The sequence below is a fragment of the Paraburkholderia graminis genome, from assembly GCF_003330785.1.
Lineage (GTDB): Bacteria > Pseudomonadota > Gammaproteobacteria > Burkholderiales > Burkholderiaceae > Paraburkholderia > Paraburkholderia graminis.
In genome coordinates this window covers 3,739,863-3,762,116 of sequence record NZ_CP024934.1, presented here as the reverse complement: position 1 = coordinate 3,762,116, position 22,254 = coordinate 3,739,863, and the positions used below count along the sequence as shown (strand labels likewise).

The window sequence follows — 22,254 nt, the reverse complement described above, 5'->3', positions numbered from 1 at the left end:
TTGTAAATGACCGCTTCCACGGACACTGCCGGCGCCCGCGCGCCTGAAACGCCGCGCGTCGTGCTGATTACCGGCGCCGCGCGCCGCATCGGACGCGCGCTCGCGCTTGGCTTTGCCGCGCGCGGCTGGGACGTGGCGGTCCACTACGGCGCCTCGCGGCACGAAGCCGAAGAGGTGGTCGCGGAAATCGTCGGCATGGGCCGCCGGGCGGTGGCCTTGCACGCCGAACTGGGCGATGAGGCGCAAGTCACGGGCCTGTTGCCGGCCTGTATCGCCGCGCTCGGCCGGCCGGCGTGCATCGTGAACAACGCCTCGCGCTTCGAGGAAGACACCGCGCTCGACGTCGGCTATGAACTGCTGCTGAAGCTGACCGCGATGAACCTCGGCGCGCCGCTCGTGCTCGCGCGCATGCTGCACGACGCGACGCCGCAAGCCGCGCTGACGGACGAAACGCAGCGCAGCGTGGTCATCAACGTGCTGGATCAGAAGCTGTACAACATGAACCCGGACTACCTGTCCTATACGCTGTCGAAGGCGGCGTTGCAGACCGCCACGGTTGCGCTTGCGCAGGCGTTGGCGCCGAAGGTGCGGGTGGTCGGGCTTGCGCCGGGCCTCACGATGCAATCCGCCGATCAGACGCCGGAAAGTTTCGCGGCGGCTCACACGGTTACGCCGTTGGGTCGCGCGTCGCGGCCCGAAGATGTCGTCGCCGCCGCGCTGTATCTCGCGGATGCAAGCGGCGTCACTGGAACGACGCTGGTTGTCGACGGCGGGCAGCACCTCGTGCCGCTGCCGCGCGACGTGATGTTTTTGACGGGCGCCTGAAGCACCGCTTGCGCCCCCTTGCGTGCCACGCACGCTTTTTTCGACTGGAACGAACATGTTTGCCGCTCTTTCGCATCCCCGGCTTGCCGATTGCCGCCGGCTCTTTCTGCGCAATTACGAAGTGCACATCAACATCGGCGTGCACGACTTCGAAAAGCGCGGCGAACAGCGCGTGGTGATCAACGTCGAACTGTTCGTGCCGCTCGCGCTGTCCACGCCGGTCGAAGACAAGCTCGCCGAAGTCGTCGACTACGACTTCATGCGATCCACCATTTCGCGCCGCGTCGAGCAAGGTCATATTCATCTGCAGGAAACGCTGTGCGACGATCTGGTGAAGACCATGCTCGAGCATCCGCAAGTGCGGGCCGCGCGCGTGTCCACCGAAAAGCCCGATGTGTATCCCGACTGCGACGCGGTGGGCGTCGAAGTATTCCGAATCAAAGAGGACTGAGCCATGAACGCTCCCGAAATCATGGACGCCGCCGCGCCCGCCGCTCGCGAAAAGTCGCCGCTCACGCGCCGCGAGCAGAAAGAGGCGTACGAGAACAACAAGCTCTTCAAGCGGCTCGCGCGCCAGGTGGGCCAGGCGATCGGCGACTTCAACATGATCGAGAACGGCGACAAGGTGATGGTGTGCCTGTCGGGCGGCAAGGACAGCTACGCAATGCTCGACGTGCTGATGCGCCTGCGCGAGCGCGCGCCGATCAACTTCGACATCGTCGCGGTCAACCTCGATCAGAAGCAGCCCGGCTTTCCGGAACACGTGCTGCCCGAGTATCTGAAGCAACTGGACATTCCGTTTCATATCGAGAATCAGGATACCTACAGCATCGTCAAGCGGCTGGTGCCCGAGGGCAAGACCACGTGCTCGCTGTGCTCGCGGCTGCGGCGCGGCATTCTGTACCGCGTGGCGGGCGAACTCGGCGCGACCAAGATCGCGCTCGGCCATCATCGCGACGACATTCTGCAAACGCTGCTGCTCAACATGTTCTACGGCGGCAAGCTGAAGGGCATGCCGCCCAAGCTGCAATCGGACGACGGCAAAAACATCGTGATCCGTCCGCTCGCTTACGTGAAGGAAACCGATCTGGAAAAGTACGCCGAGCTGCGTGAATTCCCGATCATTCCGTGCAATCTGTGCGGCAGTCAGCCGAACCTGAAACGCGCGGAAATGAAGGCGCTGATTCGCGATTGGGAGAAGCGCTTTCCGGGCCGCATCGAGAACATGTTCAATGCGTTGACGAACGTCGTGCCGTCGCATCTGATGGATCACAAGCTGTTTCCGTTCGCGGATTTGCGCGCGACCGGCGAGGCCGACCCGCAAGGCGACATCGCATTCGACGAAGAACCGTGTTCGACCGATGCGAGTGACGGTGCGCCGCTCGGTGCGGCGCGGCCTATCTCCATTGTCCAGTTCGACGATCTGTGACCGGAAGTCCCGCATAAAAGGCGCTTCTTCGCTTACTTTCGCTTGCAATGTGGCCGCTTTCGCGGCCATTTTCGCGAGAGGGTGCGTGATAGAATCGTCGGCTCCAAACTAGTCTATATGCCGACGCCATGAACATCGTGATTTTGGCGGCAGGCACCGGTAAGCGCATGCGTTCCGCGCTGCCCAAGGTGCTCCATCCCCTGGCCGGCCGGCCGCTCCTCGCTCATGTCATCGACACTGCCCGCACGCTGAAGCCCACGCGCCTCGTCGTGGTAATCGGCCACGGCGCCGAGGCGGTTCGCGATGCGGTCGCCGCGCCCGACGTCCAGTTCGCCGTGCAGGAGCAACAGCTCGGCACTGGCCACGCGGTGCAGCAGGCGTTGCCGCTTCTCGATCCTTCGGTGCCTACGCTCGTGCTGTATGGCGACGTGCCGCTCACGCGCGCCAGCACCTTGCAGGCGCTTGTCGAGCGCGCGGGCGAGCGTGCAGGCGAGGGCACAGGTGGCGGCGCTTATGGCGTGCTCACCGTGAAGCTCGCGGACCCGAGCGGCTACGGCCGCATCGTGCGCGATCCGCAAGGCAATGTGTCGCGCATCGTCGAACAGAAAGATGCGAGCGCCGATCAGCTTCTCATCGACGAGATCAACACCGGCATCGTCGTTGCGCCGACCGGCCCGCTGTCGGGCTGGCTCGCCGCGCTGAAGAACGATAACGCGCAAGGCGAGTTCTATCTGACCGACGCCGTGGAACTCGCGATCGAAGCGGGTCTCGACGTCGTCACCACGCAGCCGCAGGACGAGTGGGAAACGCTCGGCGTGAACAGCAAGCAGCAGCTTGCCGAACTCGAGCGGATTCACCAGCGCAATACGGCCGATGCGTTGCTCGTGGCCGGCGTGACGCTGGCCGACCCGGCGCGCGTGGATGTGCGCGGCACACTCGAATGCGGCCGCGATGTGTCCATCGACGTGAATTGCGTGTTCGAAGGCCGCGTCACGCTCGCCGATAACGTGACGATCGGACCGAACTGCGTGATCCGCAATGCGAGCATTGGCGCGGGCACGCGGGTCGATGCGTTCACGCATATCGAAGGCGCGGAAGTCGGCGCGCACGTCGTGCTCGGACCGTATGCGCGGCTGCGCCCTGGCGCGTCGCTGAAGGACGAATCGCACGTCGGCAACTTCGTCGAAGTGAAGAACGCGGTGCTCGGCCACGGCTCGAAGGCGAATCACCTCACCTATATCGGCGACTCGGATATTGGCGCACGCGTGAATATTGGTGCGGGCACCATCACCTGCAATTACGACGGCGCGAACAAGTTCCGCACGATCATCGAAGACGACGTGTTCGTCGGCTCCGACACGCAACTCGTTGCGCCGGTGCGCGTGAAGCGCGGCGCGACAATCGCGGCGGGCACGACGGTCTGGAAGGACGTCGAAGCGGACGCGCTCGTGCTGAACGACAAGACGCAAACCAGCAAGACGGGCTATGTACGCCCGACCAAAAAGAAGAATTGACGAAGAGCGTGGGCGCCGCGATTCGCGCCTTCGCACATTCCAGCACTGAATAGGAACAAGACCATGTGCGGCATTGTCGGCGCGGCAGCGCAACGTAATATCGTCCCCGTCCTGATCGAAGGACTGCGGCGGCTCGAATATCGCGGCTACGATTCGTGCGGCGTCGCGGTGCTCGGCGAAAGCGGCCCGGCGCGCGCGCGCAGCGTGGCGCGCGTCGCCGATCTGGACGAGCAGGTGCGCGAGAGCCAACTCGGCGGCATCACCGGTATTGCGCATACGCGCTGGGCGACGCACGGCGCGCCCGTGACCGACAACGCTCATCCGATTTTCTCGAAAGATGCGCTGGCGTTGGTACACAACGGCATCATCGAGAATTACGAGTCGCTGCGGGAGATGCTGCGTGGCAAGGGTTACACGTTTGTCTCGCAGACCGACACAGAGGTTATCGCGCATCTGATTCACAGCCTGTATCGCGGCGATCTGTTCGCGACGGTGCGCGAGGCCGTCGGGCAACTGCACGGCGCTTATGCGATCGCGGTGCTGCATAAAGACCAGCCGCATACGGTGGTCGGCGCGCGCCAGGGTTCGCCGCTCGTGGTCGGGCTTGGCGACGGCGAGAACTTCCTCGCGTCCGACGCGCTCGCGCTCGCGGGCAGCACCGAGCGCTTCATTTTCCTGGAAGAAGGCGACGTCTGCGAGTTGACGCTCGAAGGCGTGCGGATCGCGGATCGCGAGGGCAACGAAGCGCTGCGCGAAGTGCGTCAGGTCGCGGCGTACGGCGGCGCGGTCGAGCTCGGCCCGTATCGCCACTTCATGCAGAAAGAGATTTTCGAGCAGCCGCGCGCGATCTCGGACACGATTCCGCCGTCCGATTCGTTCGATGCGTCGCTGTTCGGCGAGGGCGCCGGCAAGGTGTTCGCGGACATCGATAATCTGCTGATCCTCGCGTGCGGCACGAGCTACTACTCGGGGCTCACGGCGAAGTACTGGCTCGAGCCGATCGCGAAGATTCCGACGCAAGTCGAAATTGCCAGCGAGTATCGCTATCGCGAGTCGGTGCCGAATCCGAAGTCGCTCGTCGTGGTGATTTCGCAGTCGGGCGAAACCGCGGACACGCTCGCGGCGCTCAAGCATGCGCAGACGCTTGGGCATCGGCATACGCTGGCGGTGTGCAACGTCGGCACGAGCGCGATGGTGCGTCAGACCGAGCTCGCGTTCCTCACGCATGCGGGCCGCGAAATCGGCGTCGCGTCGACGAAGGCATTCACTACTCAGCTCGTCGCGCTATTCGTGCTGGCCGTCACGCTTGCGAAGCTGCGCGGGCGCGTGAGCCCAGAGCAGGAGGCCGAATACTTCAGGCAACTGCGCCATCTGCCGGCTGCGCTCAATAGCGTGCTGGCGTTGGAGCCGCAAATCATCGCGTGGTCGGAGGAATTTTCGCGCAAGGAACATGCACTGTTTCTCGGACGCGGCATGCATTATCCGATCGCGCTCGAAGGCGCACTTAAGCTGAAGGAGATCTCCTACATTCACGCGGAAGCTTATCCCGCTGGCGAGTTGAAGCACGGGCCGCTCGCGCTCGTGACCGAGGCGATGCCTGTGGTCACCGTCGCGCCGAACGACGCGTTGCTGGAGAAGCTGAAGTCGAACATACAGGAAGTGCGTGCGCGCGGCGGCCAGCTCTACGTGTTCGCCGACGCGGACACGAAGATCGTCAACGACGAAGGTCTGCATGTGATTCGCATGCCTGAACACTATGGTGTGCTTTCGCCGATCCTGCATGTGGTGCCGCTGCAGTTGCTCGCGTATCACACGGCTTGCGCGCGTGGCACGGATGTCGATAAGCCGCGGAATCTGGCGAAGTCGGTGACCGTGGAGTGAGGGTGGGGGAGCGTTGCGGGTCTGTCTGAGTAGCGCATCCAGCAAAAAAACGCCGGCTAGCCGGCGTTTTTTATTGCATCTTTCGTTTATGCAACCGCGGCCATGCACCGCGCGGCACCTGTGCCCACGTGCCGCTTATGCGTCTCACAACTCCGGCCGCGCGAGGTCGCTCGTGACGATGTGCTCGCCGTAGACCTGTGCCGCGGCGACCGCTTCGAGCTTCGTCGGGTACGGCCCGAGTTCGGGTGCGCCGTCGAACGGGAACAGCACGCGGCCGTCCGTGGTTCGGACGACCTTCAACACGCCGAAGAAGCGTCGATAGCCCACCAGCCTGGACGTCGTCGATATGTCGAAATCGTCCTCTGACGCGGCGGGGACGCTCGGGATAAATGCGGTCTTGCTCATACAGAAGACGTCTCGGGTTTGATAAGCCTGCGATTGCCGCGGACGGATGGCCGTCAACGGCGCGAACGTCATTGTCTCAAATCCGCGGGAACGGGGCGGTTTAGCTTATGCGCCGATCGTTGCGATAGGCCCGACTGATTCGCTGGCTTGCAACTAACGGACCAAATGTCTGCATCTACAAACGGCGCGGAGCAAGCAGTGAGGCGACGCCGCGTGCTCCGTATGCACGGCTCGCGCGTCCGCACTTTGCTTTGCATCCGCATTCAATTCAAGAGATGCCAATTTTTTAGGCAAGGTTATAATGCGCAGACTTTTCCTCAGACCTTTCCCATGAGCCGGTTACTCTGCCTGATTCTGCTTTCCCTTGGCCTCGTGCAATCCGCGATGGCCGAGGAAAACGGCGACCGCGTGTCCGCCTATCTGACGCAGAAATTCGGGCTCGCCAAGGAAAAGGCCGAGAAAATATCCGATGCGGTTCAATCGGCGGCATCCAGATATTCGTTGCCGCCGGCGCTGCTGCTCGCGATTATCTCGATCGAATCCCGCTTCAAGGAAAAGGCCAAGGGCGCCAACGGCGCAACCGGGTTGATGCAGGTGGTGCCGAGCGCGCATCGCGGGCTTCTGAGGAACGTGAAGGATCTCACCGAACCGACGGCGAACATCGAGGTCGGCTCCGCGATTCTGTACGGCTACATGCGCTCGGCGAACGGCGACATGAACGCCGCGCTCAAGAGCTACGGCGGCTCGCAAGCGTACGCGCAGAAAGTCAGCTTGCGCGCCGGCGACTTTGCGGGCGTGGCCACGCCGCAAGATTCCATCAAAAATCTCAACGCGAAGACCGATGCGTGCGACGCTCACGCGACGGGCCGTTGCTCGCCTGCGCCCGGCAACGCGAGTAATGGAGGCGCTGTCGCTCCGGCTAACGCGGCGGGTGCTAATACGGCGGCGGCTAATGTCGGTGCAAGTGGGGCGGTAGCGTCGGCGGGGCTTGCCGCGGTGGCGAATTAATCGGCGGCGCTTGTTTGCGTTTCTTCGCTGATGTGCAGGGCGGAGCGTCGTCAAGGTAGCCCTGGTGGCGCCTGCGGCCCTAGCGGCAGTCTCAGCGGCACTCATTCAGTGCTGCCATCTTCACCATCCCCCCATCCACCAGACACCGACAGACGGCCGCCACTCGCGCACCGTCGGCTTCGTTGCACGCTTTTTACGCACAAGCGTCAACCGCTCTACAATGCATTTCCCTCGCGGCTCGTCCGCATGTACGCAGCGCTTTTTAGATTGACCATGTCCACCTCGCTTTTCAAAACCACCGTGGCCTCGCTGTGCGGCCTGATGCTGCTCGCCGCTTGCAGCAGCGCGCCCACGCCGAAATTCCAGCAGGAGTTGTTCGAAACCGGCGCGAGCCCCTACGCACGCAATTTCAATTCGAGCGTGACCGACACCTGCGAAGCGGCGCGCCGCGCGCTGCTGAGCCAGGGCTATCTGACGACGATGACGCGCAACGATACCGTCGACGGCACCAAGAACTTTCAGCCGTCCGGCGATACGCATGTTGTCGTCGAATTTCACGTTGTGTGCACGCCGGGCGAGGAGGCGAGCAGTACGAGCATCGTCTACGTGAACGCGGTGCAGAACGGCTTCGCGTTGAAGAAGAGCGATACGTCGGCGAGCGTTGGCTTGAGCGTGCTCGGGTCGCTGTCGCTGCCGATCCGCTCGAACAGCGACGCCATGGTGAAGATTTCCAGCGAGACCATTCCGTCCGGCAAGTTCTACGACCGTTTCTTTGGCCTCGTCGATCATTATCTGCAGACGGTCGTGCGCACCCAGCCGGTGGTCAACGACCGCATCGAAACGCATCTGTTGCCGATGCCGGTCGAGGCAGCGCCGCCCGCATCTGCGTCGATGTCTGCGCCGATGTCCGCGCCAGCGTCCGATACGCCGGAGCTGATCGGCAAGGCCGCCTCCGTCCAACCGGCGAGCGAAGCCGGCACGCTTCGCTAACTCTTCATTGATTCTTCACTGACTCCTCACCACTGCCTCGCCGCTGAACGCAGCGCGCTTCGCTTGCAAAAGCGGCGCGCAGCGGCAGTTCTCCTATGTCGTTTACTTCCTTCGTATACATACGTAGTAGTAGTTAACAAGGGTTAGCCCGCTCTGTGGATAACCGCTGATTCTTCCGTTACATCAAGGTAATGGGAATTCGATAACCCTGCGGGACGACTCTGTAGAAAAACTACGAAGCCGGGATAAGTTCGGCGCGGCCGGCAGCGAAGTCGGTCTTATCAAGATTTCGCGCACAGCCTGTTCCATGCACTGTCCCGAGGTTATGCAAAGGCTCGTGTGGATAACTCGTAGTTAGCGCCGCGTTCGGCGCGCGGTTGTCTTTCGTCTGCCGTTTGCTCGCGAGCGTACAGACCGCTTACAGCGCGAAGCGCACATTGAACGTGGCGGTACGAAACTTGCGACTCTCTTTTTTGCAAGCGTGAGTGTTGCTATTTCGTCAAAAAGCTTTGGCAATGCCCGATCGAGGCATAGAGTTAAAGTGTTTTCTGAAGTTATTGGTGCGGTGCGGGGGTGTGGAATGAAGCGCAGAACAGCACGACAGTTGGTCCGTCTTCTCTCGGATATCAGACATGCTACCCATTGCAGCACGCTGCGGGCGGCGGCGACGAACCGGGATATGGCGCTTGCATCGGTCGAGCGGGACGAAGCCTCGCGCGACAGTCAATCCAGCGACGATACCGACACCACCCGCGAAGCCCCGGAAAACAAGCCGGCGAGGAGCGGATCATGAGAGCCGCGAGCGAACAGTCGTTGCGTTTCCTCGTCGATAAATGGCTCGCGCCGGCGCCTTCGGCGGCGGTCCACGTCACCGAATTCAGCCGCACGCGCGTCGGCGGCCGACGCTATGTGCGCGTCGAGACTTCCGCGGCTGACGCCGCTACCGGCTCGCGCGGACTCTTCTTCTTTCGCCACGACGACGGCTGCTGGTGCGTTTTTCCGCCGACGGCCGACTCCCCGCACCTCTATACGCATCCGCGAGCCGCTTGAGCGGTCGTCGCTGCGGCACTCGGTCGTACCGCTTCCGCTTGCGCGCGCTTAAGTTAAAACGCACACCGATTCGCCCCACTACAACCCGACGCACCGCGTGACAGGTCACCGTCCCCTCGCGCGATAATCGCGCGAACACGCCACCGCTTCGGGCACAATTGCGCGCAATCAACTGCATTCGGTCATCCGCCGCATGCCCCGTATTTCGCGCGGCCGACGCTGGCGGCATGGCGACGGTCGCATCGCCACATTAGCGGGCGAAAATCTCAGGCAACCGATGGACGACAAAGACTGGATCGCCGGCGCCGCGAAGGCATTGGCGATCATCGAGGCATTCGACGAAGAGCACGCGCGCATGACGCCCACGGCAGTAGCCGGCCGCGCCGGCTTGTCGCGCACGGCGGCGCGCCGCTATCTGCTGACGCTGCGCGAACTCGGCTACGTCGACACAGACGGCAAGCTGTTCTGGCTCGCGCCGCGTGTGCTGCGGCTCGGGCAGTCGTATCTCGACTCCGCACGCTTGCCGCGCACGGTCCAGCCCTTCCTGCAACGGATCACGGCGACGCTTCAGGAAACGGCGCTGGTCGCGATTCTCGACGAACACGACGTGGTTTACGTCGCCCGCAACGGCGTGAATCGGGCGATGGCGGTCGGCTTCGTGCTCGGCTCGCGCGCGCCGGCGCCTTTGTCGTCGGCGGGATTGGTGTTGCTGGCGTTTCAGGCGCCCGAGAGCATCGAGCAATGGCTCGCGTCGTATCCGATCAAGGTGTTCACGCCGCACACGTATGCCACCATCGAACGGCTGCGCGAAGTGCTCGGCGAAATCCGGCGCAACGGCTACGTGGTCACTGATCAGCAACTCGAGCTCGGCGTGCGCGGCGTCGCGGTGCCCTTGCGCGACCGGCACGGCACGGTCGTCGCGGCGATCAGCGTGAGCATGCCGATCGGCGAAGAATCGGCGAACGCCGCGCTGCACCGCGTTCTGCCGACGTTGCTCGAGACCGCGAGCCTGCTGCGCAACCTCGTCTGACGGCGGGCCAGGGAATCTCCCTGGTATCGCGCGCTTATGGGTGAAAGCGTCTCGAAAGCGAGCTGTCTCCAGGAAAATACATATCGGGTTTTGCGCATGACAAACTCCCTACGCCAGGTAATACTCTCCCGCGGGGAGCGGCAGGGCGCCTGAGCCCTGTGTGCTTCACCGTGCAGCTATTTCATTCACACTGACTCAGTCGTTAGGTTTGGGGAACAACACATGAAAAAAGTTATCGTCTCGCTCGCAGCTGCATCGATCGCGCTGGTCTCGGTTCAAGCTTTCGCACAAGCATCGGACGCAGCCGCTCCGGCCGCTGCAGCTAGCGCACCGAAGAAGCACCACGTCAAGAAGCTGAAGTCGCACGGCAAGCGCGCTCCGGTCGCTGCAGCGGCATCGGCAGCCGGCACGAACGACAAGGGCACACAGAACTAAGCAGGCGCCCGTTCGCCAGGCAGCGCTGCTTCGTTCGTTGTACGCGCCGCTAATGCGGCGCTCGTCAGCCGGATTGAATGCAGTCGCCAAGCAAAAAGGCCAGAGCTCGTGCTCTGGCCTTTTTGTATTCGGGGATCGGTTTCGGGAGCGGGCGGCGCCGTTTCCAACGCAAAACGTCGTCAACCCACGTCTTAAAGCAGGCGCGCATGCCGCGCCCGCCTCCGCGGCACTTAGCCCGCGAGCCCGCGCTTGATCACTTCGCTCAGCAGTCCCGTCATGCCTTCCGGATGCTCGGCGGCGCGCTCCTTCAATTCGGCGACCAGATCGCTATTCAGCTTGCACGCGAACGGAACGAGGCCCTGCGCCTGATCCAGCTTGCGCTGCTCGCGGCGATCGAGTGCCGGCGCCGCGGCGGCTTTGCCGAAGCGCTCGGCGGTGGACTGCTTCATTGCGTTGTTGAGCTTGAGTGCCTTGTTTTTTTCAAGGTCGGTCTTTTTCATCGCCATACGTCAGGCCTCTGCCAGATAAGTAATCCCGCATTGTACGCACCGTGCGTGGCGCCGCGCGAACGAACGGCCTATGCGTCTCACGGCACGACGCCGGGCGCGCTTGCATCGCGAGCGTCGGACGCATCGCGAGCGTCGGACGCGTCGCGACCGTTGGGAGCTTCCGATTGAGCCGGCGTCGCCGCCACGCTGTCCATCAGCGCGCGCATTCGTTGCCAGTGCGTGCCTTCCCAGAACACGCGACGGCACACGTCGCAGGTGACAAACTGGTTATGCCGCTCCAATACGCCGTCGGGCGCGCGGTCGCCGACTTCATCGCGCGGGATGCGCCTTAGCGGCGCGTTGCACATCAGGCATAGTCGGAACGGCTGCGCGCTGCCCGCGAGATCGAGCCGTTCGAACACTTCGCGCAATTGCTCGCGCGGCCTGAGCGTGCGGATATAGCAGCCGTGCGTGATGGTGCGGCGTTTCAACAGCTCGCGGTCGCGGGTGAGGACGATGCGGTCTTCGGCGGCGGCGAGCGCCTCGATGCGGGCGTCGGGAAAGTTGTTGTCGTAGAGCGTGTCGAAGCCGGCCAGGCGCAGCAGCGGCGCGAGCCCGCCAAGATGCGCATCGGCGATGAAGCGAACCACGCGCAGCGGCCGTTCGCGCACGCGCAGCAGCGGACGGATGTCGAGCGCTTCGAACTTCGGATAGACGGCGACGCGGTCGCCGTCCGCGAGCGGGTGATTGAAACCGACGGACTCGCCATTCACCAGGATCAGTTCGACTTCGGTATGCGGCACGCCGAGCGATTCGATCGCGTGCTTCGTGGTCGCGTCGCGCGCGCATGCGTAGGCGAACGCGCGCCGGCGCAGCGGCCGGGCGAGAAAATCGTTCAGCTCCTCGTAGAAGCGGAAAGTCGCGGTGACCATCGTCGAAGTATCGCACCGCGCGCCGTTGCGTGCTTTTCCTGCATCTGTCGCGTGGCTGTGCTTTACTTCCACATCTTTAGAAGACGGAGCCACAGATGGACATCGGTTTTATCGGTCTCGGCGAGATGGGCGCCGCGATGGTTGCAAACATTCTGAAAGCGGGGCACCAGGTGCGCGTGTGGAACCGCTCGCCGGAACGCGCGCAAGCGCTCGCCGATGCAGGCGCACGGATCGTCGCCACGCCGGCCGAAGCGTTTGCCGGCGACGCCGTGTTCTCGATGCTCGCCGACGATGCCGCGCTGCGCGAAGTCGTGACGGCGTCGTTGCTCGAGCATGCGCCGCGCGGGCTGATTCACGTCAACATGGCGACGATTTCCGTTGCGCTCGCCGAGGAACTCGCGACCGCGCACGCATCGCGCGGTGTCGATTACGTCGCCGCTCCGGTGCTCGGCCGGCCCGATGTGGCCGTCGCGGGCAAGCTGACGATTGTGGCGGGCGGGCCGGCTGAGGCAATCGACCGCGTGCAGCCGGTGTTCGACGCGATCGGTCAGAAAACCTGGCGCATCGGCTCGCTGCCGCAACAGGCGAACGTGATCAAGCTGGCCGCGAACTTCATGCTCGGCGCGGCCGTCGAGACGCTCGGCGAAGCCGCTGCGCTCGTGTCCGGACATGGCCTCGCGATTCAGGATTTCCTCGACGTGATTACGAGCGGCATTTTTCCGGGACCGGTCTATGCCGGCTACGGCAAGATGATCGCGGAAAACAGCTACGAGCCGGCGCTCTTCAAGGCGCGTTTGGGACTGAAGGACTTGCGTCTCGCACTGGCCGCCGCCGACGCCGTCACGACGCCGCTGCCGATTGCGAGCGTCGTCCGCGACAGTCTGATCGAAGCGGTCGCGCATGGCGACGGTGAGAAGGATTTCGCGGTGCTAGGGCAAGTGGCGGCGCGGCGGGCCGGGCGCTGATTTGATGGGCTGACGGGCGGCTGGCGGCTTACCGGCCGCCTATGTCGCGGGCGACCGCGGCAACCACCCCATCCGCCAAACCCCCCGCCAACAGAAAATCCCCCTTCAAGCGATAATCTCCCTCCAATCCCCAACCAGCGGAAACATCATGAGTCTGCATACTTGGTGGCTTTTCGTCGCCACAGTTTTTGTCGTGTGCGCCATTCCCGGCCCGAACATGCTGCTCGTCATGACCGACGGTGCGCGGCACGGCCTGCGTCGCACGGGCGCGACGATGGCAGGCTGCCTGTCGGCGCTGGTGCTGATGCTGGCGGTGTCGGCGGCGGGGCTCGGCGTTTTTCTCGAAGCGTGGCCGACCCTCTTCGATGCGCTGCGTTTGATCGGCGCGGCTTATCTCGTGTATCTCGGCATCAAGGCATGGCGCGCGCCCGCTGACGAAGCCGCCGCGTCCGCTGCCGACGAACTGGCCGCGAAGCCCGCACGCTCGCGCCTCGCGCTGTTTCGCAACGGCTTTCTGGTGGCGGGCAGCAATCCGAAGGCGATTCTGTTTGCCGCCGCGCTGCTGCCGCAATTCATCGAAGCCTCGCTGCCCAAGCTGCCGCAGTTCGGCATTCTGGTCGCCACGTTCGCCGTGATCGAGGTGAGTTGGTATTTCGTGTACGCGGGATTCGGCACGCGCATCGGCAACCGGCTGAAGAGCCGCAGCGTCGCGCGAGTGTTCAATCGGCTGACGGGCGGCGTCTTCGTCGGCTTTGGCGCGATGATGGCGCTGGTCCGGCACTGAAGCGCGGCGTTTGCGCCGCGCCGGTCGCAAGCACATGTGGCGAAAGTGCAACAAGAGGGGAGAACCCTGATTTTCATGTTGCGTCGCACCAAACCATTTGCTATAGTTCGTCTTGTCTCCTCCATGTCTCCTCTGATATGGATTCAGCCCGCCCACTTAGGCGGGCTTTTTTTTGCCCAAAACTCCGGCCTCGTCAGAACTTGTACGAAACCGCGAGGAAGGAAATGAGCGGGTCCGCTTTCAATTCGGCCCTCGACACACCGAGCTCCGTGCCGTCCGCCGCCTTGATGATGACCGACGATGTCGTCTTCAACGGAATGTAGGTCACCGAGGCCACGAGACCCCAGTGGTCCGTGATGTTGTACGCGAGCCCGGCGTTGAACACCGGCGCCCACGACGACGAAGCCTTCGCCGATACCTGCGTCTTGCCCGGCTTGCCCGCGCCCGCGGCGAGGATGGCGCCGAGGTTCTCCTGCGTCGATTGAACGAAGTTCTGGCTGAGCTGAATGTCGGAAAACCAGTTGTACGACACGCCGACGCCTACAAACGGCCTGAACTTCGCCGTCGGTGCATTGAAGTAGTACTGAAAGAGCAGCGCCGGGCTCCACTGGCGCACGCTTTTCACGATCGGATTCGCTTGCGGATCGCCAATGTCCTGCTGGCCGAGCGCGCCCGCCGGCCCCGGCGGCTTGATCGTGCCGTGCCCGTAGATCTTGAACACGGGCGGCACGCCGGCTACGGTCGTCACGGCAATGTGATCGGTCAGGTAATGGCTGAATACGAGGCCGACCGTGTTGGCCGTGTTCGTCGACAGACTCGTGCCCGCCGATGTGAACGAGTTCGGCAGGCGCAGCGGCGTGTTGATCGGCGTCGGCGCGACGTTGGTCGTCAGCGGCGTGCTCGAATCTTTCGGCATGACGTGGAACCAGCCGAGTACGGCGACGTTGTCGCCGGCATGCTGTGCATGAGCGCTGACCGACAGGCATGCGGCCAGAATCGCGAGACAGATTCTTTTCATGTTGTTGTTCCTCCTTGGGCGCTCGTCGGGCGCAAGGCGAGCGGGGCGAGCGTTGGCGCGCGTTTGCGCGCGTTTGCGGGTAGGCCGCGAGGCCGGCGCGCACGAGAGCCGTTGCGCCGGCCACCGCGCTGCAAGGCGCGTTCGGCAGCCGGGGCGCGAACCCGTCGAGGCGCGCTGACGGCGCGCCATACGCCCGTTACTGGACGAAGGCGCCGATCGTGAAGTACGGCGAGGCCGCGTTCGACAGATCCAGGTAGCCGAACACACCGCCCGTGAAAATCATCTTTCCGGTCGGCGTATTGCCGGTGGATGCATTGACGTGCGTCGTCGTGACCACGCCCGGCACGGCTTGCGTGAAGTCGAGGTTCAGCGCGGTCGCAAGCGAAGCCTGCGACGGGTTGAACGGATCGAGCAGCGTCGCCTGCGTGCCTGCGAGCGCGGTGGTGCGATAGTCGAACTGGCTATCCACGCCGATGTACTCGCCGTTCTGCGAGTTGACCGCCACCGAGGTTTGCGGCGACAGAATCGAGATGCCGGATTCGTCGTCCGCGTACGGGCCGAGCGCGCCGTTTTGCGGCACGGTCACCGACGAATTCGCCGCGCCGGCGCGCACCAGAATCGGCACCAACTGGTTGCGCAGCTTGCCGACGATCATGTAGCCGCGCCCTTCCGGCGTCGTGGCGAGCGTGGGCTTCGCCTGTCCCTGGAAGTTATTGGTCTGGAACGCGCCGCTGCCGTCCGCCGCCTGCGTGAAGTTGCTGCCTGGCTGCAGGCATTTGCCCGCGTTCACGCCCGAGTTGTCGCACTCGGTCCACGTGCCGTCCGCATTGATCGTTATCTTGGTGTCCACCGCGACCGGCGCGAAATTCTGCGACGGCACCTGGTGATAGCCGAGCTGGTTGTACGTGCCGGCCACCTTCGCCAGATCCGTTTCAATCGACGAGAAGCCGATGAACGGGTAATACGGGAACTTGGTGTCCGGCACCGCGCCCACGCCGAGAATCCCGCCGAACGAGATTTCCGCGCCCGGAATCGTGCCGCCCGCCACGCCTTCGCCGACAAAAATCCGCGCCGGGCGGTTCGGGTCGAGGCTCGCGCCGTTCAGGCGGAACGCGCACTGGTTGAGCTTGGTGGTCGGCAGCAGCGTTTCCTGGGTCAGCGTGCCGCTCGCGGTCTGACCCGCGCGCGTCGGCACGACCGTGCCGGTGGTCGCCGGAATCGGAGATTCGACATAGGTGACCTGCCACGTCATCTTCGTCGTATCGAGTTGCAGCTTGACGAGTTCGCCGTCACCGCCGCCGCCCGTGTAGACCGTGTTGTAGTCCAGCGTCGCGGGACACAGCCGAACCTGCGTCACCGGACCGTCGCCATTGCCGCCACCTCCGCCGCCGCATGCCGTCAGAAACGGTGCCGCGACTGCGAGCACCGACAGGAATCTCCATTTCATACCGCCTCCAGAATTTTTTCGTTGTAGATGGCCGGCTCCCAGTCCAGCCACCGCTTGCTCTTTTATGTCTCTCACCGCGGACTACGTTTGCTTCATCGGCTACTTGCTGATTTGTGCTCCGATGCCGAAGTACGGCGTGCTCGGTGTGTCCGAATTGGCCGATGTCGGCGTGATGCCGTCGTTCTGCGTGCCCTGGATCGCGATCGCGTACAGGCCGCCCGACGCGATCGCAAAGCCCGTCTTGCCTTTCGTGTCCTGCACGCCGACCAGGCCGGGGCTCGCGAGCCCGTAGCCGAGGCCGAAACCGCTTTCGGCCGCCGACGTCGTCGGATTGATAAACGTGCCGACGCCGCCCTGGATCAGGGTCGCGGTGTACTTGAAGTTGGAATCCGCGCCCACGTAGCCGCCGTCGAAGCCGCCCGACGCAAGCGGCGTCGCCGCGGCGAGCATGGCGATGCCGGACTCGTCGTCGACTTTCGCGTCGAGATGAAGCGGCGCGGTGCCCAGGTTGATGTAGCCCGTGCGCACCACGAGCGGCACGGTCGCGCCGTTGATCTGGCCGAGGATCATGTGCGCGGTGCCGGACTTGCCCGTCGCGCCGATCAGCGGAAGCCGGAACTGCGGGACGATCTGCGCCGCCTGCTGGCTGTCGAAGTAGCCGTTGCTGTTGAGCGTCCACGGATTGCCGGTGGACAGGCAGCCGCCCGCGTTCGGCGAGTAGTCCGGGTTCGCGGTGTTGCTGCTCGTGCAGGTGCCGCTCGCGTCGAAGGTTTCGACAGTGTTCGTCGCGACCGTCGCGTAATTGCCGGACGGCGCGAGGTGGTACAGCAGACCGTTGTAGGTGCCCGGCAGCTTTGTGATGTCCGTGGTGGTGCTGGCGAAGCCGAGGAACGGATAGAAGTCGAAATGGCGATTGGGCACCGCGCCGATGCCCGAACCGATGAGCGGGATCGACAGCCCGTCGAACTGGATCGTCGCGCCAGGAATGCCGCCGCCCGCGACGCCCTGGCCGACGAGGATCATCGGCGGATTCGGGTTGTTGGCGAAGTCCGATGTGGTGTAGGGCTGGCCGTCGCCGGCCGCCGTGCCGGTGCCGGCGCCGAGTATGAACGCGCAGCGCGTTTGCTCGGCGGTCGGCAGCGTGCCCGCCGGCGGATGGATCACCGCGCCCGCTATCTGCGTGCCCGCGCGTGTCGGCGTGACGGTGCCGGTGCGCAGCGGGATCGGCGATTCGAGCCACTTCAGCGTGTAGGTCATCGCCGTCGCGTCGATGTTCAACTGGACCACTTCGCCGCTGCCGGCGCCGCCGAGGAACGTGCTTTTGACGATATCGGCGGTGGCCGGACACAGCGCGGCCGCCGTGCCGCTCGAGGCGGGCGGACCTTGAACGCCGCAGCTCGAACCCGAGCATTGCGGCGCGTCGATCGGGCCGGGATTATCGGATTTGCCGCCGCCGCAAGCAATAAGAAAAGGAGTCGTGGCAATAGCCATTGCCAAGCCTCGAATAATGGCGTCCGCCATGCTGCTGTCTCCCTTCATGTATTTGTGCGAGCTAATTTCGCCGCGCGATTAATGCCTGTCAATTGAATGAGCCGTCTAAAAAGGTCGATTCAAACAGCGGCATTTCGGGCATGCGCACAGTGCGTGGGCGCAAGCGGCCCTTTTAAACAAAAATGCGAATTCGCGGCAAAGCGGCTGTACCGTTGTTTCGCCGCACGCCCTTGCCAGGTAAGCGTTGGAGCAAAAAGGCTCCATCATCTTCGAACGACCGTTCGATAAAAAATCCGGAGTTTCCCCAGGCGGAAAACTATGCTGATCGGGTCGTCGACGGGAAGAGTTACCTGAAAAATTGCAGGTAGCCTCGTTTTGATTTTTTAAGTAATGCGGGCTACTACCGATTAATCTTTAAAGAAAGTCGCGGCGGCGGGTTTAAAACAAAAAGCCGGTCTTGTAGACCGGCTTTCGCAATGCTGACAAACGGACAATTGCCGCGATATTTTAACTTTCGTTATCGTTTCAAACCGCTTTCCTCGGGGGCGCCGATTGCCAGATTCATACACTGGATCGCCGCGCCCGAAGCGCCTTTACCCAGGTTGTCGAGCCGCGCGACGGTGACGAAGCGCTCCGGCGTGCCGAACACGAACAGATCGACGCGATTCGTGTCGTTGTTCGCCTGCACGTCGAAGAAGCCGCTGTCCAGATTCGCCTCCGAGTCGAACGGCGCGACGCGCACGAACGCTTCGCCTGCGTAGTACTCCGCGAGCAGCGCCTGCACTTCTTGCGGCGTCGTTTTCCGCGCCAACTGGCGCGGCGAGAAGTACGTGGTGACCGCGAGGCCCTTGTAAAAGCCGCCGACGATCGGCGTGAAGACCGGTGACGACTTCAGCCCCGTATGCGCCGCCATTTCCGGCAGATGCTTGTGCGTGAGAGCCAGCGCGTACGGACGCGGGCTCTTGAGCTTGTCGTTACCGCCGGCTTCGTAGTCGGCGATCATTTTTTTGCCGCCGCCGCTGTAACCGGTGATCGAATAAGCATGAGCTTCGAACTCGGGCGCGACCACGCCGCTTTCCACGAGCGGGCGCATGGCCAGCACGAAAGCCGACGCGTGACAGCCCGGCACGGCGATGCGCTTGGCGGTGCGCAGGCGTTCGCGCTGCGAGCGAGCGAGTTCGGGCAGGCCATAAGCCCAGTCGGCCGACGTGCGAAACGCGGTGCTCGCGTCGATCAGCACCGTGCGCTCGTTCGCAACGAGCGCTGCCGACTCGCGCGATGCCACGTCGGGCAGGCACAGGAACGTGACGTCCGACGCGTTGATGAGACGGCGGCGCTCCTCGATATCCTTGCGCTTCGCTTCGTCGATACGCAGGATCTCCACGTCGGCGCGCTGCGACAGGTATTCGAAAATCTTCAGGCCGGTCGTGCCTTCCTGTCCGTCGACAAAAACTTTCGTGCTCATCTCGATCTCACTGGCTATCTGGTTACAGCTTGGAAACAGCGCGCGACGCCGCGCGAAAACACCATTTTAAGACCTCATCGCCATGCGCGTGCGCAAGCGGGGGGAAACGGCGCGAAAAACGGCGGAAAAACCACGATGCCCGCGCGAAGTGACAGCCGCGTGACTTGTCGGACTTCACTGCGATCCGGGCGCAGGGCGGCGGGCGCGGGGCGGCCCGCCAAAGCGCGATATCACGGCAATCAAGCCGGCTTTTCAGGCGCAACACCGCGCGCGCCGGCAAGCGCGCCGCGTTAGCGCCCGTAATTCACCACCATCCTCGCGCTGCCGAGCGCCGCCGTGCCGATCTCGTGATCGAACATCAGCGCCGGGCGGCCTTGCGCGAGGCGCAGGTCGGCGGTGTTCAGCGCATACACGGTGATCACGTAGCGATGCGGTTTGCCGGGCGGCGGACAAGGACCGCCATAACCGTCGATGTCGAAGTCGTTGCGGGCTTCCACCGCGCCGAGCCGTCTCAGGAAACCCGACGCGCTCGCGTTCTCGGGCAGGCTTGCGACGCTCGCCGGAATGCCCGCCACGGCCCAATGCCACCAGCCGCGGCCGGGCGCATCGGGATCGAACAGAGTGATTGCGAAACTGCGCGTTCCGGGCGGCGCGTCGCGCCAGGTCAGTTGCGGCGAGCGATTGCCGCCCTTGCAGTCGTCCTGATCGAAGACTTGCGGGGAATTCACTGTGCCGCCCGCGCGGAAGCTCGCGCTCGTGAGCGAGAACGCGTTCTCGGCCTGGGCGCGCGAGCCATGCGCGAGCCCGAGCGCGAGACCAAGCGTGGCGCAGACAACAAGCGGCATGCGGCGAAACGATGAAGCGTGCGAAACAACCAGGCAACGCAAGCGCATGTGCCGGTTCTCCTGTGTCGATCGGAGTCGGCGCCGGGCGCCTGCTCAGATCCCATGCAGCATCAAGGCGCTGCGAGGACGCGAGGCAATTGCCTCGCGGTGTTTATTGTCCCTATTTTGTACCTGAACGTCGAATCGAGTCTAAGCTTAGGTTTATGACGCATCATTGTTATGCCGCGTAAGCGGATTGCGAGCCTAAAATCGGCTATAGTCGAAAGAGTTTACGCGATGTGGCCCGTGTTCCTATTAGTCAAATTGAACATTAAGAATAAGAAGGCATGTCAGAGGTTTTGGAGAGGGGTTTTCCTGTCGAGGTACGGGCAATGCAAGACGTAGTCAAGGTTGTCATCGCTGACGATCATCCAGTTATTCTATTCGGCGCCGAACAGGCTTTACTCAAGTTCCCCGGCATCCAGGTGGTCGCGCGAGCGAGGCAGTCCACGGAACTCATCAAGGTCCTGCAAACCGCTGCGTGCGACGTGCTCGTCACAGACCTCGCCATGCCGGGCGGCCAGTACGGCGACGGCCTGCCGTTGGTCGGCTACCTGCGGCGCAATTTTCCGAACCTTCCCATCGTCGTGCTAACGATGCTCGAGAACGCCGCGTTGCTGCAACGGCTGCGGGAACTCGGCGTGACTTCGGTCGTGAATAAATCCGACGACCTGAGCCACATCGGGCTCGCGGTGCAGCACGTCAGCCGGCACCTCGAATATCTGAGTCCGTCGGTGAAGGCGTCGCTCGATGCGCTGCGGATGAATTCCGGCGGCAAGAGCGACGAAGTGATGCTATCGAGGCGTGAACTCGAAGTCGTGCGCCTGTTCGTATCGGGAATGACCATCAAGGAAATTTCCGAGCAACTGAACCGCAGCATCAAGACAATCAGCACTCAGAAAAATACGGCGATGCGCAAGCTCGGCATCGACCGCGATTCGGAGCTGTTTCAATACGCGCAAAGCAATGGTTTGCTGAACCTGTCGTCGCATTCGGCGGAAGACACGGGCGACCTGGTTTAGCCGCGCGCCGCACTTCTTGTGCGGCATAGAAAAAGCCGCGTTAAAGTCGTCAAAGAAAAAGGCCGCCTGTCGCAAGACAGGCGGCCTTTGTGCTTCTGCTTCTGCGGCTGTTGCCGCGATGCGATGTAATGCGATGCTATGCGCTACCGCCGCGCTTATTGCGGCGTCGACGTTGCGCCGCCGTGCGCGGCCGACCATTCAGCCGGCGAGTGCAGGAATTTTTCGACTTCGTCGAGCGTCTTCGTGTCGAAGTACTTGTTGTCCTTGGCGACGCGCAGCACGTCCCACCATGTCGCGAGCGCGTGCAGATCGACGTCGATGTCTTTCAGCACCGACACGCTTTCCTTGAAGATGTTGTAGTGGAACAGCACGAAGCAGTGATTCACCGTCGCGCCGGCCGTGCGCAGCGCATTGATGAAGTTGATCTTGCTGCGGCTGTCGGTGGTCAGGTCTTCCACCAGCAGCACCCGCTGACCTTCGGTCAGCAGACCCTCGATCTGCGCATTGCGGCCAAAGCCCTTCGGCTTCTTGCGCACGTATTGCATCGGCACCATCAGGCGGTCGGACAGCCATGCCGCGAACGGAATGCCTGCCGTTTCGCCGCCGGCAACGGCGTCGATCTGCTCATAGCCGACGTCGCGGAGAATGGTGGTTTCAGCCATTTCCATCAGGCCGCGGCGCACGCGCGGATAGGAAATCAGCTTGCGGCAATCGATATAAACCGGGCTCGCCCAGCCGGACGTAAAAATGTACGGTTTCTCCGCGTTGAAGTGCACTGCCTGCACTTCGAGCAGCATCTTGGCGGTGGTGTCGGAGATCGTCTGGCGATCGAAGCCTGTCATGGGCGGGTCCTTGGATTGAGCGGGGGAGCGGGCGCCGGGCCCGGTGGCGCAGCAAGCGGGATACGCCGCGCCGTGCTGGGCGGAATATGCAGCCGGCCAGTGGATGCTGGCCGGTTTTTGCTGCGCGCGTAGGCCGACATTTTACCTGAAACGGCTCCTTCAGACGAGGCCGGCGTGCGCGTGGGCGGCCAATTGCAGTCGCCAAAGGCGAGCCGGGCGCGTGCCCAAGGCGCAGGCCAACCCGGTCTCCAACACCGTTCGCCGAAGCCTGGTCGGACAAGCGTTGCGCCGTTCGCGTCGCGCTTCGCATAGGCTTTTTGGCTAGCTTGTGAGCAACCTGGGGCGCCTT

The 22,254-nt window shown here is 63.3% G+C and carries 22 protein-coding genes; 13 read left to right on the top strand and 9 right to left on the bottom strand.

Features of this window, described 5'->3' with window-relative positions:
• Window positions 1-6 precede the first annotated feature (6 nt).
• From CUJ91_RS16940 to glmS, 5 genes are all read left to right on the top strand, one after another.
• Window positions 7-825, top strand: a complete 819-nt coding sequence (locus CUJ91_RS16940; protein ID WP_114156543.1) for an SDR family oxidoreductase — start codon at window positions 7-9, stop codon at window positions 823-825.
• A 55-nt stretch (window positions 826-880) separates the two neighbouring features.
• Window positions 881-1,276, top strand: a complete 396-nt coding sequence (locus CUJ91_RS16935; RefSeq protein ID WP_006052574.1) for a dihydroneopterin aldolase — start codon at window positions 881-883, stop codon at window positions 1,274-1,276.
• 3 nt (window positions 1,277-1,279) lie between these two features.
• Window positions 1,280-2,254: a tRNA 2-thiocytidine(32) synthetase TtcA gene (gene ttcA, locus CUJ91_RS16930; RefSeq protein ID WP_107709929.1), complete on the top strand. Its 975-nt coding sequence runs from the start codon at window positions 1,280-1,282 to the stop codon at window positions 2,252-2,254.
• A gap of 128 nt (window positions 2,255-2,382) precedes the next feature.
• Window positions 2,383-3,768 (top strand): bifunctional UDP-N-acetylglucosamine diphosphorylase/glucosamine-1-phosphate N-acetyltransferase GlmU, encoded by a 1,386-nt coding sequence (gene glmU, locus CUJ91_RS16925; RefSeq protein WP_114156542.1) that lies wholly within the window; start codon window positions 2,383-2,385, stop codon window positions 3,766-3,768.
• 63 nt (window positions 3,769-3,831) lie between these two features.
• The gene (glmS, locus tag CUJ91_RS16920) at window positions 3,832-5,649 is read left to right on the top strand and encodes a glutamine--fructose-6-phosphate transaminase (isomerizing) (protein WP_114156541.1); all 1,818 of its coding nucleotides are present in this window, start codon (window positions 3,832-3,834) and stop codon (window positions 5,647-5,649) included.
• A 144-nt stretch (window positions 5,650-5,793) separates the two neighbouring features.
• Here the strand turns inward: glmS and CUJ91_RS16915 are convergent, their stop codons facing one another.
• Entirely contained in the window at window positions 5,794-6,054 is a 261-nt protein-coding gene (locus CUJ91_RS16915; protein WP_029970907.1) for a DUF6723 family protein, read from the bottom strand.
• Window positions 6,055-6,384: 330 nt separating this feature from the next.
• Between CUJ91_RS16915 and CUJ91_RS16910 the strand changes: the two genes are divergently transcribed.
• The 5 genes from CUJ91_RS16910 to CUJ91_RS16885 all read left to right on the top strand — a co-directional run bounded on the left by CUJ91_RS16910 (window position 6,385) and on the right by CUJ91_RS16885 (window position 10,567).
• A complete protein-coding gene (locus CUJ91_RS16910) occupies window positions 6,385-7,062 on the top strand; it encodes a transglycosylase SLT domain-containing protein (protein ID WP_114156540.1) in 678 nt (225 codons plus the stop codon).
• A gap of 273 nt (window positions 7,063-7,335) precedes the next feature.
• Window positions 7,336-8,052: a DUF2242 domain-containing protein gene (locus tag CUJ91_RS16905; protein WP_107710087.1), complete on the top strand. Its 717-nt coding sequence runs from the start codon at window positions 7,336-7,338 to the stop codon at window positions 8,050-8,052.
• Between the two features lie 789 nt (window positions 8,053-8,841).
• Window positions 8,842-9,102, top strand: coding sequence for a hypothetical protein (locus tag CUJ91_RS16895; RefSeq protein ID WP_053858844.1), 261 nt, complete (start codon window positions 8,842-8,844; stop codon window positions 9,100-9,102).
• A gap of 277 nt (window positions 9,103-9,379) precedes the next feature.
• Window positions 9,380-10,132 carry an IclR family transcriptional regulator domain-containing protein gene (locus CUJ91_RS16890; protein ID WP_006052582.1) on the top strand — a complete coding sequence of 251 codons (753 nt, stop codon included), beginning with the start codon at window positions 9,380-9,382 and terminating at the stop codon, window positions 10,130-10,132.
• A gap of 222 nt (window positions 10,133-10,354) precedes the next feature.
• Complete coding sequence (locus tag CUJ91_RS16885) at window positions 10,355-10,567, top strand: hypothetical protein (RefSeq protein ID WP_006052583.1); 213 nt, start codon at window positions 10,355-10,357, stop codon at window positions 10,565-10,567.
• Window positions 10,568-10,797: 230 nt separating this feature from the next.
• Here the strand turns inward: CUJ91_RS16885 and CUJ91_RS16880 are convergent, their stop codons facing one another.
• Entirely contained in the window at window positions 10,798-11,073 is a 276-nt protein-coding gene (locus tag CUJ91_RS16880; RefSeq protein ID WP_107710978.1) for a hypothetical protein, read from the bottom strand.
• A gap of 80 nt (window positions 11,074-11,153) precedes the next feature.
• Window positions 11,154-11,987, bottom strand: a complete 834-nt coding sequence (locus CUJ91_RS16875) for a Mut7-C RNAse domain-containing protein (RefSeq protein ID WP_114156538.1) — start codon at window positions 11,985-11,987, stop codon at window positions 11,154-11,156.
• Between the two features lie 95 nt (window positions 11,988-12,082).
• Between CUJ91_RS16875 and CUJ91_RS16870 the strand changes: the two genes are divergently transcribed.
• Window positions 12,083-12,952, top strand: coding sequence for an NAD(P)-dependent oxidoreductase (locus tag CUJ91_RS16870; protein ID WP_114156537.1), 870 nt, complete (start codon window positions 12,083-12,085; stop codon window positions 12,950-12,952).
• A gap of 148 nt (window positions 12,953-13,100) precedes the next feature.
• Window positions 13,101-13,736, top strand: a complete 636-nt coding sequence (locus CUJ91_RS16865) for a LysE family translocator (protein WP_029970902.1) — start codon at window positions 13,101-13,103, stop codon at window positions 13,734-13,736.
• Window positions 13,737-13,929: 193 nt separating this feature from the next.
• Here the strand turns inward: CUJ91_RS16865 and CUJ91_RS16860 are convergent, their stop codons facing one another.
• From CUJ91_RS16860 to CUJ91_RS16840, 5 genes are all read right to left on the bottom strand, one after another.
• The gene (locus CUJ91_RS16860; protein ID WP_006053037.1) at window positions 13,930-14,754 is read right to left on the bottom strand and encodes an OmpW/AlkL family protein; all 825 of its coding nucleotides are present in this window, start codon (window positions 14,752-14,754) and stop codon (window positions 13,930-13,932) included.
• A gap of 196 nt (window positions 14,755-14,950) precedes the next feature.
• The gene (locus CUJ91_RS16855; RefSeq protein ID WP_114156536.1) at window positions 14,951-16,201 is read right to left on the bottom strand and encodes a DUF2957 domain-containing protein; all 1,251 of its coding nucleotides are present in this window, start codon (window positions 16,199-16,201) and stop codon (window positions 14,951-14,953) included.
• 99 nt (window positions 16,202-16,300) lie between these two features.
• Complete coding sequence (locus tag CUJ91_RS16850; RefSeq protein ID WP_114156535.1) at window positions 16,301-17,722, bottom strand: DUF2957 domain-containing protein; 1,422 nt, start codon at window positions 17,720-17,722, stop codon at window positions 16,301-16,303.
• A gap of 487 nt (window positions 17,723-18,209) precedes the next feature.
• On the bottom strand, window positions 18,210-19,157 hold the full coding sequence (gene argC / locus CUJ91_RS16845) for an N-acetyl-gamma-glutamyl-phosphate reductase (RefSeq protein WP_006053040.1): 948 nt from the start codon (window positions 19,155-19,157) through the stop codon (window positions 18,210-18,212).
• A 290-nt stretch (window positions 19,158-19,447) separates the two neighbouring features.
• Entirely contained in the window at window positions 19,448-20,050 is a 603-nt protein-coding gene (locus CUJ91_RS16840; RefSeq protein ID WP_107710975.1) for a YbhB/YbcL family Raf kinase inhibitor-like protein, read from the bottom strand.
• 323 nt (window positions 20,051-20,373) lie between these two features.
• Here CUJ91_RS16840 and CUJ91_RS16835 point away from each other — a divergent pair, with 323 nt between their 5' ends.
• On the top strand, window positions 20,374-21,063 hold the full coding sequence (locus CUJ91_RS16835; RefSeq protein WP_006053042.1) for a response regulator: 690 nt from the start codon (window positions 20,374-20,376) through the stop codon (window positions 21,061-21,063).
• 155 nt (window positions 21,064-21,218) lie between these two features.
• Here the strand turns inward: CUJ91_RS16835 and CUJ91_RS16830 are convergent, their stop codons facing one another.
• Entirely contained in the window at window positions 21,219-21,905 is a 687-nt protein-coding gene (locus tag CUJ91_RS16830) for an orotate phosphoribosyltransferase (protein ID WP_006053043.1), read from the bottom strand.
• Window positions 21,906-22,254 lie beyond the last annotated feature (349 nt).